The sequence below is a fragment of the Pseudomonas sp. GV071 genome, from assembly GCF_003050835.1.
In the GTDB taxonomy this organism is placed as follows: domain Bacteria; phylum Pseudomonadota; class Gammaproteobacteria; order Pseudomonadales; family Pseudomonadaceae; genus Aquipseudomonas.
The window spans coordinates 238,553-253,411 of record NZ_QAOJ01000005.1; the positions used below are offsets into that span (position 1 = coordinate 238,553).

The window sequence follows — 14,859 nt, forward strand, 5'->3', positions numbered from 1 at the left end:
CAACCGTCCGCCTAAGGCGCCGCAAGCGCCCTTATACTGCGCCGTCCACAGGGAGTTACCGATGCTGCGCGAAGCCTGGAGCCACACCCCCACCCACCAGAAAGTCTGGGCGTTGGCCGCGCCAATGATTCTGTCGAATATTTCCGTGCCGCTGGTGGCACTGGTGGACAGCACCGTGGTCGGCCATCTGCCCCACGCCCATCAGTTGGGCGCGGTGGCGGTTGGCAGCACGCTGTACGTGATGATCGTCGGCATTCTCGGTTTTCTGCGCATGGGCACCACCGGCTTCAGCGCCCAGGCCAGCGGCCGGGCTGATGGCGGCGCGCTGCGCCAAGTGTTGATTCAGGGCCTGCTGCTGGCAGCCTTGCTGGCGCTGGCACTGGGTTTGCTGGCCTTGCCTTTCGGCGACCTGGCGCTGGACCTGATGAACCCCTCCGCCGAACTCGACGAACAGACCCGCGCCTTCTTCCACACTCGCCTGTTCGGCCTGCCGGCGGCGCTGGCCAACTTCGCCCTGATCGGCTGGTTTCTCGGCACCCAGAATGCCCGCGCGCCGCTGGCGATTCTGCTTGGCACCAACTTGCTGAATATCGCCCTGTCGCTATGGTTCGTCCTCGGTCTGGACTGGGGCGTGGTCGGCGCGGCGCGGGCCGCGGTGCTCAGCGAATGGGGCGGCGCCCTGCTCGGCCTGGCGCTCACCGGTGGCGCTCTGCGCCGTTACCCTGGGCGCACGCCCTGGACGGCGATGAAGCGCTGGCACAATTGGCGCCCGCTTTTGGCGGTGAACCGCGACATTTTTATCCGCTCGCTGGCCCTGCAAGGGGTGTTTTTTCTCCTTACCGTGCAGGGCGCGCGCCTGGGCGATGACACCGTCGCCGCCAACGCCTTGCTGCTCAATGGCCTGCTGCTCACCGCCTATGCCCTGGACGGCTTTGCCCATGCCGTCGAAGCCTTGTGTGGCCATGCCCTGGGCGGCCGTGACCGCCAGGGCCTGACGCGCAGCCTGGTGGTCGCCGGCGGTTGGTCGTTGATTGCCAGCCTGGTGTTTGCCCTGCTGTTTGCGCTCGGCGGCCATCTGTTTATTGCCGTGCAAACCGATATTGCGTCGGTGCGCAGCACGGCCGATCACTACCTGCCCTACCTCGCCGCGCTGCCATTGGTGGCGGTGTGGAGTTACCTGCTCGATGGCCTGTTCATCGGCGCCACCCGCGCACGGGAAATGCGCGATGCGATGCTGCTCAGCGTGGCCCTGGCCTTGCCATTGGCCTGGTGGCTGCGCGACTTTGCCAACCACGGCCTGTGGTTGGCATTTCTGGCTTTCATGTTGCTACGAAGCTTGTGTTTGGGTGTCTATGCTTACCACCTGACCCGCCACGACCTGTGGTTTTCTTCGTCAAGCATTGAAGGATCAGAGCATGCTCAGCCCGGCAATCCCCGCTAACGAGCTTATTCGCCAGGAAGTGCTGGATAACCAGGAGCTCCTGGACACCCCTGCCGACCCGTACCTGGATGTACTGGTGAAAGTGGTGGGGGAGATGTTCGAGGTGAAAACCGTGTTGATCAGCCTGATTGACCGCGACCGCCAATGGTTCAAAGCCCGCCGCGGCCTGGAGATCCCCGAAACGCCACGCAGTGTGTCGTTCTGTGGCCACGCGATTCTTCAGGATGACCTGTTCCTGGTCGAAGATACCCACCAGGACCCGCGCTTCGCCGACAACCCGGTGGTCACCAACCCGCCCTTTTTGCGCTTTTACGCCGGCCAACCGCTGTATGCCCAGGACGGCCACGCCATCGGCACCCTGTGCCTGTTGCACCCGGCGCCCAAGCACCTCAACAAGCGGCAGAAACTGCGTTTCAAAGACATGGCCACCCTCGCCGAGGGTTACCTGAAGCTGCGTCATATGAGCGAGCAGACCCAGCAGTTGCGCGCGGCCCTGAGCCGTGAGCAGCGTAAAACCATGCTCGATACCCTGACCCAGGTATGGAACCGCGCCGGCCTCGAACACTTTCTACCCCGCGAGCAGACCCGCGCTGAAGAGCGCGACATGAAGCTGGGGCTGCTGTTTTGTGACCTCGACTATTTCAAGCGGGTCAACGACGCCCACGGCCACGACGCCGGCGACAAGGTGTTGTGGGAAAGCGCGCGGCGTATCGCTGCGGCGGTGCGTCCGCAAGATGTGGTAACCCGTAGCGGCGGCGAGGAGTTCGTGGTGCTCACCCATGTTCACGACGAACAGGAACTGCGCCTGATCGGTGAGCGCATCCGCGCGGCCGTGGCGCGCGAACCCATCGACGCCGGCGAGGTGGAGCTGCAACTGACCATCAGCATCGGCAGCGCCGTGACCCAGCCCCAGGAAAACCCCGAGCAGGCGCTGAAACGCGCGGACAAAGCCCTGTACCACGCCAAAGGCAATGGCCGTAACCGGGTGGAGTTCGCCGCCTTCGAAGCCAAGGCCGCGCCCAACTCGATTATCTGAACCCCGCGCCAGGGGAGCCCAGACTCCCCGGCGTCCAATACCGTAGCCCTGAGGACCCACCATGGCCGCTGCCATTGCCGCGTACCTGCACTACCTGTCGATCTTTTTGCTATTCGCCCTGCTGACCCTGGAACACCAGCTGTTCAAACTGCCGCTGGACCTGGCCCGGGCGCGCAGCCTGGTGCGCATCGATATGGCCTACGGCATTGCCGCCGGCCTGGTGTTGGCCACCGGCGCCGCGCGGGTGATGTGGTTCGGCAAAGGCCTGGACTACTACCTGCACAACAGCGTGTTCCACGCCAAGTTCGGCCTGTTCATTGTGGTTGGCCTGCTGTCTGCCATTCCCACCGTGGTGATCCTGCGCTGGCGCCTGGCGCTGAAAAACGGCGAGGTGCCGCAGGTCAGCGCCAAGCAGGCGATGCTGGTGACGATGGTGATTCGTCTGGAGCTGCTGGGCTTGCTGGTATTGCCGCTGCTGGCAGCGCTGATGGCGCGCGGCTACGGCTCGTTCTGAAGCGCCATCAAGGGCGAGAAGGGAAGACTTTTACGCGCGATTTGCCTAACCTGTATATACAAGCGTATATATGTGCTCGTTTTCCTCTACCGGCAAATCTCCAGGACCTTCTCCATGTCGCACTCACTGCTTCTTCAGCCCGGCCAGCTCACCCTCGATCACTTGCGCGCGATCTATCAGCAGCAATGCCCTATCGAACTCGATCCGGCGGCCAAGGCAGTGGTCGACACCAGCAACCGCACGGTGTTGGAGATCATCGACAACAAACGCACGGTGTACGGCATCAACACCGGTTTCGGCCTGCTGGCGCGCACCTCGATCCCCACCGAGTCACTGGCCAAGCTGCAGCGCAACCTGCTGCTGTCGCACTGCACCGGCACCGGGCCGCTGCTGGATGACGCCAGTGTCGGGCTGATCATGGCGCTGAAAGTCGGCTCCCTGGCCCGCGGTTTTTCCGGCATTCGCTGGGACGTAATCCAGGCCCTGACGGCGCTGTACAACGCTAAGGTGTATCCGTGCATTCCCTCGCAAGGTTCGGTCGGTGCATCCGGCGACCTGGCGCCGTTGGCGCATATGTCTGCCGTGCTGATCGGCATTGGCCGCGTGCGTCATTTAGGCCGCGAAATGGATGCCGTCGAAGGCCTGGCAATTGCCGGTCTGCAACCGATGGTGCTGGGGCCGAAAGAAGGCCTGGCATTGATCAACGGCACCCAGGTGTCCACCGCTCTCGCCCTGCGCGGCCTGTTTGCCACGGAAAAACTGTTCAGCGCCGCCGTGGTCGCCGGCAGCCTCAGCGTTGAAGCGCTGAAAGGTTCGGCCGTGCCATTCGACCCACGCATCCAGGCGGTGCGCGGCCAGGCCGGGCAGATTGATGTGGCAGCCTTCTACCGCGAGCTGCTGGGCAGCACCAGTGAGATCCGCGAATCCCACGCCGACTGCACCCGCGTACAAGACCCCTACTCCCTGCGCTGCCAGCCGCAGGTGATGGGCGCCTGCCTCGACCACATGCGTTTTGCCGCGCAGATTTTCCTCCGTGAAGCCAACGCCGTTTCCGATAACCCGCTGGTGTTCAGCGCCGATGGTGACGTGCTGTCGGGCGGCAACTTCCACGCCGAACCAGTGGCCATGGCCTCCGACGTGCTGGCCCTGGCGATTGCCGAAATCGGCGCGTTGTCGGAGCGGCGCATTGCGCAACTGGTCGACCCGGCGCTGTCCGGCCTACCGGCTTTCCTGGTACGCGAAGGCGGCTTGAACTCCGGTTTCATGATCGCCCAGGTTACGGCGGCGGCCCTGGCCTCGGAGAACAAAACCCTCGGCCACCCGGCCTCCATCGACAGCCTGCCAACGTCCGCCAACCAGGAAGACCACGTGTCCATGGCCACCTTCGCCGCCCGCCGCCTGCTCGACATGGCCGGCAACAGCAGCGCGGTGGTGGCTATCGAACTGCTCGGCGCGGCACAGGGTGTGGAGCTGCATGCGCCGCTGAAAACCTCGCCGCTGCTGCTGGAAGTGATCGAGATGGTGCGCAGCGAAGTGGCGCATTACGACGAAGACCGCTACTTCGCGCCGGACATCGCGGCAGCGCGGGCCTGGGTGGAGAATGGCGCGTTTGGGCGTTGGTTGGCCTACGAGCGTTTGTACTAAAAGCTCGCGGCTGAAGCCCCTCCCACATGGAATCGCATTTTCCTATGGGAGGGGCTTTAGCCGCGATGCCTTTGAATCTAAGCCAGCTCGATCAGGCAATAAGGGTGGTTGGCCTGACACCGTAGCGCGGTGCTGGAGCTATGCAGGCAGTCGTATTTGCCCAGCACTGCCGCTTCGTCCCCCAGGCTTACCCGCAAGCCTTCCCCCGCACTAAACAGCAATACCGTACTCGCCGAGCTGATCAGCTCGCTCTCCCCCGCCGCCATCCACTGCAACCGCGCCTCACAACGCTCGGGCGCATAAATCAGATTGAAGTCTCGAATAGCGCCCCCCAACAGGGTGCAATGCACCTGACTGTCTCCGGAAAACGCAAAAGCATCCAGCGCCCGCAGCGGTCGACTTGCCTGCCCGTCGACCTCCAACTGCATGCCCTCACCTTCCAGCACGGTGATGATCCGCTGGTATCCATTGAACGCGGAAAACGGCCCCGCTTGCGCGACATCGGCAATCGACAGGCGCCAGCTGAACGCGTCCAGCCCGTCGCCATCGCGGAGAATTTCCAGGGTGCTGCCGCCGCCGTTTTTCCACGGCATACGCGGGTAGTCAGCCGCGCGCAGCACCTGCCAGGTCATGAAGCGAAACGTCCTTCCAGGCGATGGCGCGAACCCGGGTACAGCAGACGCGCAACGGTGACGGTGCGGCGCCCTGACCAGGTGCGGCGACGGATCAGCAGGCAGGGTTCGCCGCGCTCGATCTGCAGCAGTTTGCACTCGCCGGGCTCAGCCAGAATCGCCTCAACTACGTGCTCGCCTTCACTCATCGGCGCAATCTGCATCAGGTAGGCGTAGGGGGTGGCGACGGTGAAATCCTGCTTGAGGTAATCCGGCGCGACACTGGCGTTCACGTAGCGGTCTTCGATCTGCACCGGGATGTCGTTCTCAAAGTGCACGATCACCGAATGGAACACCCGCTCGCCTTCACGGACGTCCAGCAGCACGGCGCGCTCAGCGCCGGCTTTTTCTTCGACCAGGCGCACCACCACACAGTGGTGACGATGGCCACGGGCGGCGATTTCATCGGCAATGTTGTGCACTTCGAACAGTGCGGACTGGCCCTTGGGTTCGGCAACAAAAGTACCGACGCCCTGCATGCGCACCAGCAGACCTTCGGCGGTCAACTCGCGCAGGGCGCGGTTGATGGTCATGCGGCTGAAACCCAGCTGCGCGACCAATTCGCTTTCCGACGGCACCCGGTGGTGCGGCGGCCACACGCCGGTTTGAATCTGCGCGCTGATCATCTGTTTCACCCGCGCATACAAGGGAGCAGGCACTTCGCCCAGTTGCGCGGCCAGGGTGGCCATCTCGGACTGTGGAGCAGACACAGGTATCTCCTTGGCTAGTCAGCGCTGCCAGCGCGACGGTGGCGAGAGTTTACGTTTCCCCTTTGCCTCTGTATATGTATATACAACCTGATACCGCCCTGGAGCGCCCGGAACATGCCTGTTTTTTTTGCTGAGCGCGCCTTGCTGGCGAGTGGTTGGGCACGCAACGTGCGCCTGCTGGTGGGGGCCGAAGGCCTGCTGCAGGAAGTGCACAGCAATGCCAGTGACGAGGGCGCCGAGCGTCTGCACGGCCCGCTGCTACCGGGCATGCCCAACCTCCACTCGCATGCCTTCCAACGCCTGATGGCCGGGCTGGCGGAAGTGGCCGGCAACCCCGACGACAGCTTCTGGACCTGGCGCGAGCTGATGTACCGCCTGGTGGCACAGCTCACCCCCGAGCAGATCCAGATCATCGCCCGGCAGCTGTATATCGAGATGCTTAAGGCCGGCTACACCAGCGTCGCCGAGTTCCACTACGTGCACCACGACAGCGCCGGCCAGCCTTACGCCAACCCGGCCGAACTGGCCCTGCGCATCAGCCAGGCAGCGAGCGCCAGCGGCATCGGCCTGACCCTGCTGCCGGTGCTGTATTCCCACGCTGGCTTCGGCGGCCAGGCGCCGAGCGAAGGCCAGCGCCGGTTTATCCACAGCAGCGACAGTTACCTCGAGCTGCAGCACACCCTGCAGCGCGCCCTCGCCAACAATCCCAGCCAACGCCTGGGCCTTTGCTTTCACTCACTGCGGGCGGTAACCCCCACACAAATCGAGCAGGTGCTGGCCGCGAGCAGCGGCGACAGCCCGGTGCATATCCATATCGCCGAGCAGCAAAAGGAAGTCGATGACTGCCTGGCCTGGAGCAACCAGCGCCCACTGCAATGGCTGTTCGACCACGCCCCGGTGGACGCGCGCTGGTGCCTGGTGCACGCCACCCACGCCAACCCCGACGAGGTGCGGCAGATGGCGGCCAGCCAGGCCGTGGCCGGGCTGTGCCTGACCACCGAAGCCAACCTCGGCGACGGCATTTTTCCCGCCGTCGACTACCTCGCCCAGGGCGGGCGCCTGGGTATTGGTTCGGACAGCCACGTATCGGTAAGCGTGGCCGAAGAACTGCGCTGGCTGGAATACGGCCAACGCCTGCGCGACCAAAAACGCAACCGCCTGTACCGCAGCGACCAACCGATGATCGGCCGCACCCTGTACGACGCCGCCCTGGCCGGTGGCGCGCAAGCCCTGGGGCAACCGATTGGTGAGCTGACGGTGGGAAAACGCGCCGACTTCGTCGTGCTCGATGGCAGCGACCCGTACATTGCCTGCGCCGAAGGCGACGCCATCCTCAACCGCTGGCTGTTTGCCGGTGGTGATCGGCAGGTGCGCGATGTGATGGTCGGTGGCCAGTGGTTGGTGCGCGATGGGCGGCACAAGGACGAGCAGGCCAGCGCGCAAGCCTTCACTGCTGTGCTGAAGACGCTGCTGGGCTGAGCATAAATCCTTGTGGGAGGGGCTTCAGCCGCGAGCTTTTAAAGATCAAAAGCATCGCGGCTAAAGCCCCTCCCACCAAAGCCTTCTGCAAGCCCGCGCGCATTTGTTCCCGTGGCGCTGTTCAGACGTTTTTTTTGCCGCGCACCGCGGGCATACTAGGCCGTCTCCATCCGGTATCGCCCGCCCCCATGCTTCGCACCCTGACCGCCATTGTTCTTGCTTGCCTGCTGTGCCCGGCCTTCGCTGACGAGCGCGCAGACACCCAAAAGCAGCTCGACGCTGCCCAACAGGACGTGGCCGAGCTGAAAAAACTGCTGCAGAAAATCGAGGCCGACAAGTCCGGCATCCAGAAGCAACTGCGCGGTACCGAGACCGAAATGGGCGACCTGGAGAAACAGGTCAAAACCCTTGAGGAACAACTCAAGGACAGTGAATCCGAGATCCAGCGTCTCGATGGTGAGAAAAAAAAACTTGAAGGTGCGCGTCTCGAACAGCAACGGCTGATCGGCATCCAGGCGCGAGCGGCCTACCAGAGTGGTAGGCAGGAGTACCTGAAACTCCTGCTCAACCAGCAAAACCCGGAAAAATTCGCCCGCACCCTCACCTACTACGACTACGTCAGCCAAGCCCGCCTCGAACAACTCAACACCTTCAACGAAACCCTGCGCCAACTGGCCAACGTCGAGCGCGAAAGCACCGAAGAAAAGGCCCAGCTCGATCAGCGCAAAGGCGCCCTCGATCAGCGTCGCGACCAGCTGGCTCAAGTGCGCAAAGAGCGCCAGCTAGCGCTGGCCAAGCTCAACAACGAATCGAAAAGCAGCGACCAGAAGCTCAAAGCCCGCCAGCAGGAACAAGCCGCGCTGGGCAATGTGCTGAAAACCATCGAAGAAACCCTGGCGCGCCAGGCCCGCGAAGCCAAGGCCGCGGAAGAGGCACGCAAGCGCGCCGAGCAGGAACAGCAACTGGCCATGGCCAACCGCCGCGTTGGTCCCGGCCAGAAGCCGGCCAGCGTCGCCACCGGCCCGCTGGTTTCCAGCGATGGCGCCACATTTGGCGGCGCATTTGCCAGTGCTCGCGGCAAGTTGCCCTGGCCGGTGAACGGCCGCATCGTGGCGCGATATGGAACCCAACGCGGCGATGACGCTCGTACAACATGGGACGGCGTGTTGATCGGCGCCTCCGCGGGTAGCCAGGTGCGTGCCGTGAGTGGTGGACGCGTGGTGTTCGCCGACTGGTTGCGTGGTTCCGGGCTGCTGGTGATCCTCGACCATGGCAACGGTTACCTGAGCCTGTACGGACACAACCAAAGCTTATTGAAAGACGCAGGGGACGTGGTCAAAGCTGGCGAACCGATTGCGACGGTTGGCACCAGCGGCGGCCAGGACACCCCGGCGCTGTATTTTGCGATTCGTCAGCAGGGCCGCCCCAGCGACCCTGCGCAATGGTGTCGGGCGCAGGGATAGGCCCAGTACCTCTTAATAGTGGAGCTCGTTCGATATGCCGCATTTGTCTCGCCTTAATTCCCTGGCCCTGGCTATCGCGCTGGCGCTCGGCGCCCCGCTCCTGCACGCCGCCACCGACGTCGAAAGCAAAGCGCCGGCCGCCTCGCCGGTGACCGCAAAGGCGCCGCTGCCATTGGACGAGTTGCGCACCTTCGCCGAGGTGCTGGACCGCATCAAGGCTGCCTATGTGGAACCGGTGGACGACAAGACCCTGCTGGAAAACGCCATCAAGGGCATGCTCAGCAACCTCGACCCACACTCCGCCTACCTGGGCCCGGAAGACTTCGCTGAGCTGCAGGAAAGCACCAGCGGCGAGTTCGGTGGCCTGGGCATCGAAGTTGGCCTGGAAGACGGCTTCGTCAAAGTGGTGTCGCCAATCGACGACACCCCTGCCTCGAAAGCTGGCATCCAGCCGGGCGACCTGATCGTCAAAATCAACGGCGAGCCCACCAAGGGCCTGTCGATGATGGAAGCCGTGGACAAGATGCGCGGCAAGGCCGGCGAGAAAATCAATCTGACCCTGGTGCGCGATGGCGGTGATCCGTTCGACGTGCAACTGACCCGCGCAGTGATCAAGGTCAAGAGCGTCAAGAGCCAGACCCTGGAGCCCGGTTACGGCTACCTGCGCATCACCCAGTTCCAGGTCAACAGCGGCGACGAAGTCGGCAAGGCGCTGGCCAAGCTGAAGAAAGACAACGACGGCAAGAAGCTGCGCGGCCTGGTGCTGGATCTGCGCAACAACCCCGGCGGCGTGCTGCAGGCGGCCGTGGAAGTGGCTGACCACTTCCTCACCAAAGGCCTGATCGTGTACACCAAAGGCCGCATCGCCAACTCCGAACTGCGCTTCTCCGCCGACCCGGCCGATGCCAGCGAAGGTGTGCCATTGGTGGTGCTGATCAACGGCGGCAGCGCCTCGGCCTCGGAAATCGTCGCCGGCGCTCTGCAAGACCAGAAACGCGGGATCCTCATGGGCACCAACAGCTTCGGCAAAGGCTCGGTGCAAACCGTGCTGCCCCTGAGCAACGACCGCGCCCTGAAGATCACCACTGCGCTGTACTTCACGCCGAATGGCCGCTCGATCCAGGCCCAGGGCATTGTTCCGGACATCGAAGTGGCCCGCGCCAAGATCACCCGCGAAGACGACGGCGAAAGCTACAAAGAAGCCGACCTCGCCGGTCACCTGGGTAACGGCAACGGCGGCAAGGACAAAACCAGCAGCGAACTGAAAGCTCAGAGCGGCAAAGCCAACCTGCAGGACCAGGACTTCCAGCTGAGCCAGGCGTTGAGTTTGCTCAAGGGCCTGAATGTTACCCGCAGCGAGTAACGCGGTTCCGTAGGGTGCGCACAGCACACCCTACAAAAGCAAAAAGCCGAACCCCATTGGGTTCGGCTTTTTTGTGGAACGCTGTTTTTGCTTACAGATAGCTGCTGGAAATCTTGTCCACGGTGCCATCGGCACGCATCGCGTCCAGTGCTTTCTGCAGGCGTTGCACCACTTCGTCCGGGGTGTTCAGGTTGAGTGCCAGGAACAGCTGGTTGTCGTTGAAGCGCAGCACGGTCACCAGGCCATTGACCCCTTCCTGCTTGGCCAGGTAGCGGCCCACCGGATCGGTGGTGGCCCACAGGTCGATCTTGCCTTCCATCAATTTGCTGACGTTTTCCTGGTCACGCAGGGCGTTCACCGGGGTCATGCCCTTGCCTTCCAGGTACTGGCTGACCGAGGCGTTTTTGTAGGCACCGAGTTTGTATTGGTTGGCTTCTTCCAGGCTGTTGAGCTTCAGCGTGCTGCCCGGCTTGGCCAGAATTACCGCACTGGTGTTGGCCAGCGGGCCAACCCATTTGAACAGTGCCTGGCGCGCTTCGGTGCGGGTGGTGGAGAACAGGCCGTAGTTGGCGTTGTCCTGGGTCAACTTGTACAGACGGTCCCAAGGGAAGCGCAGGGTCAGGTTGTACTTGATGTCAGCGCGCTTGAACATTTCCCGCACCAGCTCGGCGCTGATGCCGTCGATGCCCTCATCACGGGCGAAATTCTTGTCGCCCACTGCCATGTTGAACGGCGGGAAGTTTTCGGTCAGCAGGACCACTTCGTAACCTTCCGGCAACTCGGCACGGGCGGCGCTGGCAACCAGGGCCAGGCCCAGCAACAACGAACGGGAGAGCAGTTTCAACATGATGGGGTGATGTCCTATCGACGAATTTTTCGGGCAGCCGGATGCCGGCGCAGCAAGCGCGCAATCGTACAGAGAGTTCCGTATAAATTTGTGACGCAGCGCTCAGAGCGGAGCGAGCGTAGAGGGGCAGATAGCGACGGATTGGGACAAGAAGTCTTCGTTTGCAGGAGTCGCGGCTAAAGCCCCTCCCATAGGATTCACGATTTCCTGTGGGAGGGGCTTTAGCCGCGATGCTCTTGGGGGTTACAGGTAGTTATTGGTCACGTCGTCGACAAACCCATCGGTGCGCATTTCATCCAGGGCCTTTTGCAGGCGCTGGACCACTTCGTCCGGGGTGTCGAGGTTGAGTGCCAGGTAAAGCTGCGCGTCGTTGAAGCGCAGGGCGGTGGACAGGCCACTGACGCCTTCCTGCTTGGCCAGGTAGCGGCCCACCGGGTCGGTGGTGGCCCACAGGTCGATCTTGCCTTCCATCAGCTTGCTGACGTTTTCCTGGTCACGCAGGGCGTTCACCGGGGCCATGCCCTGGCTTTCCAGGTGCTGGCTGACGGCGTCGTTCTTGTAGGCGCCAACGGTGTACTTGCTAGCCTCTTTAAGGTTGTTGAGCTTGAGTGTGCTGCCTGGTTTGGCCAGCAGTACCCAACCGGTTTTCGCCAGCGGGCCGACCCATTTGAACAGCGGCTTGCGCTCTTCGGTGTAGGTGGTGGAGAACAGGCCGTAGTTGGGTTTATCCAGGGTCAACTTGTACAGGCGGTCCCAGGGAAAACGCAGGCTCAGGGAGTATTCGATGCCGGCCCGCTTGAACATCTCACGGACGATTTCGGCGCTGATGCCGTCGATACCATCGTCACGGGCGAAGTTCTTGTCGTCGATGGCCATGTTGAAGGGCGGGAAGTTTTCGGTCAGCAACACCACCTTGTAGCCATACGGCAGCTCGGCGTGAGCGACGCTGCTGGCGGCGAGTGCCAGGCCCAACAACAAGGAGCGGGTGAACACTTTCAGCATGATTCTGTCCTGTCTGCGATCTGTCGACCCAGCCCCAAGACGCAATAGCTACACCCTCACTCGCCCGCCATGGCGACGGGCAAGACTGCTGTTGGTCGTGCGGCACGGATCGAGAAAATAGGTCGGCGCAAGACAGGCTTGTGGCCCGTCTTGCAGTGCTCTTCTTCTTGGAATGCCAGGGCGCCGCCGCAACAGAAGTTCGGGCTTGACCCTACAGATAGCTGTTGAGGATTTCGTCGACGAAGCCCTCACTGCGCATCTTGTCCAATGCACCCTGCAGCTTCTGTACCACCTCGTCGGGGGTTTCCTTGTTGAGGGCAAGGTAAAGCTGGGCTTTGTTGAAACGCAGCACAGTTTTAAGACCGGTTACGCCTTCCTGCTTGGCCAGGTAGCGGCCGGCAGGGTCGCCGGTAGCCCACAGATCGATCTGACCATCGCGCAGTTTTTGCGCGTTTTCCTGATCGCGTAGGGCGGTAACAGGCTCGAGCTTGTGCTCGGTCAGGTACTCGGCAATGGCGTCACCTTTGTACGCACCCACGCTGTACTTACGCGCATCGTCGAGGTTGTTGAGGGTGATGGTGCTGTCGGCCTTGGCCAACATGATCCAGTCGTCCGGACCAATCGGGCCGACCCATTTGAACGAGGCTTCACGCTCGGGCAGGCGGGCGGTGACGAACACGCCATAGCCAGGCTTTTCCAGCGCCAGCTTGTAGATACGGTCCCAAGGGAAACGCAGGGTCAGGCTGTATTTGATGCCAGCGCGCTTGAACATCTCTTTGACCACGTCCACAGCGATGCCGTCGATGTTGTCTTCCTGAGCGAAGTTCTTGCCGTTGATGGCCATGTTGTAGGGCGGGAAGTTTTCGGTCAGCAGCACGACGCTGTAATCAGGGTCTACTTCGGCACGAGCACTGCCAGCAAGCACCAATAAGGTGCTGGCCAGCGCAAGCAGCAGGCGTTTGTACATGACGATTCTCTTGGTATTAAAGGTCTGGAAGGCGTGGCACGCAGCCTGGTGGCTTTAGGCCACGCCCCTGTGAAGCACTATGCAACTTAGCAGCCAGATCAGGCCGGCGCAGGGAAATGCTGAAAAGTGGTGCACTAAAATAAAGCCACAAAACGCCGCCTAGCCGAGCGCAGTAGTTTTGTTAGCGCACCACGATGCCGCGGCTGGCCATATAGGCTTTCGCCTCAGGCACGGTGTACTCACCAAAGTGGAAAATACTCGCCGCCAATACCGCCGACGCCTTGCCTTCGATAATGCCGTCGGCCAGGTGCTGCAGATTGCCAACGCCGCCGGAGGCGATAACCGGTATGCCCACGGTTTCGCTGATGGCGCGGGTAACGCCAAGGTCGAAACCGTTTTTCATGCCGTCCTGGTCCATGCTGGTCAGGAGGATTTCACCGGCGCCAAGGTCTTCCATCTTCTTCGCCCACAGCACGGCGTCGAGCCCGGTAGGTTTGCGCCCGCCATGGGTGAAGATCTCCCAGCGCGGGGTTTCGCCCGGTAGCGAAACCTTCTTGGCGTCGATAGCAACCACGATGCACTGCGCGCCAAAACGCGAGGCGGCTTCGCCCACGAACTCCGGGTTGAACACCGCAGCGGTATTGATCGACACCTTGTCGGCACCGGCATTCAGCAGGTTGCGGATGTCCTGCACGGTGCGCACGCCACCGCCCACGGTCAGCGGAATGAACACCTGGCTGGCCATGCGCTCGACGGTATGCAGCGTGGTGTCGCGGCCATCGACGCTGGCGGTGATGTCGAGAAAGGTAATTTCATCGGCACCCTGCTCGTCGTAGCGACGGGCAATTTCCACCGGGTCGCCGGCATCACGGATGTTCTCGAATTTGACGCCTTTGACCACGCGGCCATTGTCGACGTCGAGGCAAGGGATGATGCGTTTGGCCAGCGCCATGGGTCAGTCCTCAGCCGTTGTAGGCGTCGCAGTAAGCCTGAGCTTCAGCAACATCCAAAGTACCTTCGTAAATCGCCCGGCCGGTGATGGCACCGATGATGCCGGGCGCCTTGGCGTCCAGCAGCGCCTTGATGTCGCCCAGGTTGTGGATACCGCCGGAGGCGATCACCGGAATCTTGGTGGCAGCAGCCAACGCGGCGGTGAAGGGCACGTTGCAGCCCTGCATCATGCCGTCTTTGGCGATGTCGGTATAAACGATGGCAGACACGCCGTCGGCTTCGAAACGCTTGGCTAGGTCGATCACCTGCACGGTGCTGACTTCAGCCCAGCCGTCGGTAGCCACGAAGCCGTCTTTGGCATCCAGGCCGACAATCACTTTGCCCGGGAACGCCTTGCACGCTTCGGCGACGAACTCCGGCTGCTTGACCGCCTTGGTGCCGATGATCACGTAGCTGACGCCCGCCTTGACGTAGTGCTCGATGGTTTCCAGCGAGCGGATGCCGCCGCCGATCTGGATCGGCAGGTTGGGGTAACGTTTGGCGATGGCGGTAACCACGTCGCCGTTGACCGGCTGGCCTTCGAAGGCGCCATTGAGGTCGACCAGATGCAGACGGCGGCAGCCGCCCTCAACCCATTTCGCGGCCATGCTCACCGGGTCATCGGAGAACACCGTGGAATCTTCCATCCGGCCCTGGCGCAAGCGCACGCAGGCACCGTCTTTAAGATCGATAGCGGGGATAATCAGCATCAGTCGAACCTGCTCAAGTCTT

The 14,859-nt window shown here is 62.4% G+C and carries 14 protein-coding genes; 7 read left to right on the plus strand and 7 right to left on the minus strand.

Going from position 1 to position 14,859, the window contains the following annotated elements; translation table 11 throughout:
* Positions 1–61 precede the first annotated feature (61 nt).
* From C8K61_RS11580 to hutH, 4 genes are all read left to right on the plus strand, one after another.
* A complete protein-coding gene (locus C8K61_RS11580) occupies positions 62–1,441 on the plus strand; it encodes an MATE family efflux transporter (protein WP_108096414.1) in 1,380 nt (459 codons plus the stop codon).
* Complete coding sequence (locus tag C8K61_RS11585; protein ID WP_108096415.1) at positions 1,416–2,477, plus strand: sensor domain-containing diguanylate cyclase; 1,062 nt, start codon at positions 1,416–1,418, stop codon at positions 2,475–2,477. The genes C8K61_RS11580 and C8K61_RS11585 overlap by 26 nt, the downstream gene beginning before the upstream one ends.
* Before the next feature lie 61 nt (positions 2,478–2,538).
* Positions 2,539–2,991 (plus strand): DUF2214 family protein, encoded by a 453-nt coding sequence (locus C8K61_RS11590; protein WP_108096416.1) that lies wholly within the window; start codon positions 2,539–2,541, stop codon positions 2,989–2,991.
* A 114-nt stretch (positions 2,992–3,105) separates the two neighbouring features.
* Positions 3,106–4,635, plus strand: coding sequence for a histidine ammonia-lyase (gene hutH / locus C8K61_RS11595; protein WP_108096417.1), 1,530 nt, complete (start codon positions 3,106–3,108; stop codon positions 4,633–4,635).
* Positions 4,636–4,712: 77 nt separating this feature from the next.
* On the opposite strand, the gene C8K61_RS11600 is transcribed toward hutH, so the two are convergent.
* A complete protein-coding gene (locus C8K61_RS11600) occupies positions 4,713–5,267 on the minus strand; it encodes a HutD family protein (protein WP_108096418.1) in 555 nt (184 codons plus the stop codon).
* Positions 5,264–5,995: a histidine utilization repressor gene (gene hutC / locus C8K61_RS11605; protein WP_108096419.1), complete on the minus strand. Its 732-nt coding sequence runs from the start codon at positions 5,993–5,995 to the stop codon at positions 5,264–5,266. The genes C8K61_RS11600 and hutC overlap by 4 nt, the downstream gene beginning before the upstream one ends.
* A 135-nt stretch (positions 5,996–6,130) precedes the next feature.
* On the opposite strand from hutC, the gene C8K61_RS11610 reads away from it, so the two are divergent.
* The 3 genes from C8K61_RS11610 to C8K61_RS11620 all read left to right on the plus strand — a co-directional run bounded on the left by C8K61_RS11610 (position 6,131) and on the right by C8K61_RS11620 (position 10,321).
* Complete coding sequence (locus C8K61_RS11610) at positions 6,131–7,495, plus strand: formimidoylglutamate deiminase (protein ID WP_108096420.1); 1,365 nt, start codon at positions 6,131–6,133, stop codon at positions 7,493–7,495.
* 188 nt (positions 7,496–7,683) lie between these two features.
* Entirely contained in the window at positions 7,684–8,958 is a 1,275-nt protein-coding gene (locus tag C8K61_RS11615; RefSeq protein WP_108096421.1) for a murein hydrolase activator EnvC, read from the plus strand.
* A 34-nt stretch (positions 8,959–8,992) separates the two neighbouring features.
* Complete coding sequence (locus C8K61_RS11620) at positions 8,993–10,321, plus strand: S41 family peptidase (protein WP_108096422.1); 1,329 nt, start codon at positions 8,993–8,995, stop codon at positions 10,319–10,321.
* 91 nt (positions 10,322–10,412) lie between these two features.
* On the opposite strand, the gene C8K61_RS11625 is transcribed toward C8K61_RS11620, so the two are convergent.
* The 5 genes from C8K61_RS11625 to hisA form a co-directional block, all read right to left on the minus strand.
* The gene (locus C8K61_RS11625; protein WP_108096423.1) at positions 10,413–11,168 is read right to left on the minus strand and encodes an ABC transporter substrate-binding protein; all 756 of its coding nucleotides are present in this window, start codon (positions 11,166–11,168) and stop codon (positions 10,413–10,415) included.
* A gap of 243 nt (positions 11,169–11,411) precedes the next feature.
* The gene (locus C8K61_RS11630; RefSeq protein ID WP_108096424.1) at positions 11,412–12,170 is read right to left on the minus strand and encodes an ABC transporter substrate-binding protein; all 759 of its coding nucleotides are present in this window, start codon (positions 12,168–12,170) and stop codon (positions 11,412–11,414) included.
* 211 nt (positions 12,171–12,381) lie between these two features.
* Complete coding sequence (locus C8K61_RS11635; protein ID WP_108096425.1) at positions 12,382–13,137, minus strand: ABC transporter substrate-binding protein; 756 nt, start codon at positions 13,135–13,137, stop codon at positions 12,382–12,384.
* Positions 13,138–13,318: 181 nt separating this feature from the next.
* Complete coding sequence (hisF, locus tag C8K61_RS11640; RefSeq protein ID WP_108096426.1) at positions 13,319–14,089, minus strand: imidazole glycerol phosphate synthase subunit HisF; 771 nt, start codon at positions 14,087–14,089, stop codon at positions 13,319–13,321.
* A gap of 10 nt (positions 14,090–14,099) precedes the next feature.
* Complete coding sequence (hisA, locus tag C8K61_RS11645) at positions 14,100–14,837, minus strand: 1-(5-phosphoribosyl)-5-[(5-phosphoribosylamino)methylideneamino]imidazole-4-carboxamide isomerase (RefSeq protein WP_108096427.1); 738 nt, start codon at positions 14,835–14,837, stop codon at positions 14,100–14,102.
* Between the last annotated feature and the right edge of the window lie 22 nt (positions 14,838–14,859).

What these genes read in the sequence shown, in the direction of transcription:
- C8K61_RS11620 (WP_108096422.1), top strand. Translation starts at nt 8,993, where the DNA reads ATGCCGCATTTGTCTCGCCTTAATTCCCTGGCCCTGGCTATCGCGCTG.
- hutC (WP_108096419.1), bottom strand. Translation starts at nt 5,995, where the DNA reads ATGGCCACCCTGGCCGCGCAACTGGGCGAAGTGCCTGCTCCCTTGTAT.
- C8K61_RS11615 (WP_108096421.1), top strand. Translation starts at nt 7,684, where the DNA reads ATGCTTCGCACCCTGACCGCCATTGTTCTTGCTTGCCTGCTGTGCCCG.
- C8K61_RS11585 (WP_108096415.1), top strand. Translation starts at nt 1,416, where the DNA reads ATGCTCAGCCCGGCAATCCCCGCTAACGAGCTTATTCGCCAGGAAGTG.
- hutH (WP_108096417.1), top strand. Translation starts at nt 3,106, where the DNA reads ATGTCGCACTCACTGCTTCTTCAGCCCGGCCAGCTCACCCTCGATCAC.
- C8K61_RS11635 (WP_108096425.1), bottom strand. Translation starts at nt 13,137, where the DNA reads ATGTACAAACGCCTGCTGCTTGCGCTGGCCAGCACCTTATTGGTGCTT.
- C8K61_RS11610 (WP_108096420.1), top strand. Translation starts at nt 6,131, where the DNA reads ATGCCTGTTTTTTTTGCTGAGCGCGCCTTGCTGGCGAGTGGTTGGGCA.
- C8K61_RS11600 (WP_108096418.1), bottom strand. Translation starts at nt 5,267, where the DNA reads ATGACCTGGCAGGTGCTGCGCGCGGCTGACTACCCGCGTATGCCGTGG.
- C8K61_RS11580 (WP_108096414.1), top strand. Translation starts at nt 62, where the DNA reads ATGCTGCGCGAAGCCTGGAGCCACACCCCCACCCACCAGAAAGTCTGG.
- C8K61_RS11630 (WP_108096424.1), bottom strand. Translation starts at nt 12,170, where the DNA reads ATGCTGAAAGTGTTCACCCGCTCCTTGTTGTTGGGCCTGGCACTCGCC.
- hisF (WP_108096426.1), bottom strand. Translation starts at nt 14,089, where the DNA reads ATGGCGCTGGCCAAACGCATCATCCCTTGCCTCGACGTCGACAATGGC.
- hisA (WP_108096427.1), bottom strand. Translation starts at nt 14,837, where the DNA reads ATGCTGATTATCCCCGCTATCGATCTTAAAGACGGTGCCTGCGTGCGC.
- C8K61_RS11590 (WP_108096416.1), top strand. Translation starts at nt 2,539, where the DNA reads ATGGCCGCTGCCATTGCCGCGTACCTGCACTACCTGTCGATCTTTTTG.
- C8K61_RS11625 (WP_108096423.1), bottom strand. Translation starts at nt 11,168, where the DNA reads ATGTTGAAACTGCTCTCCCGTTCGTTGTTGCTGGGCCTGGCCCTGGTT.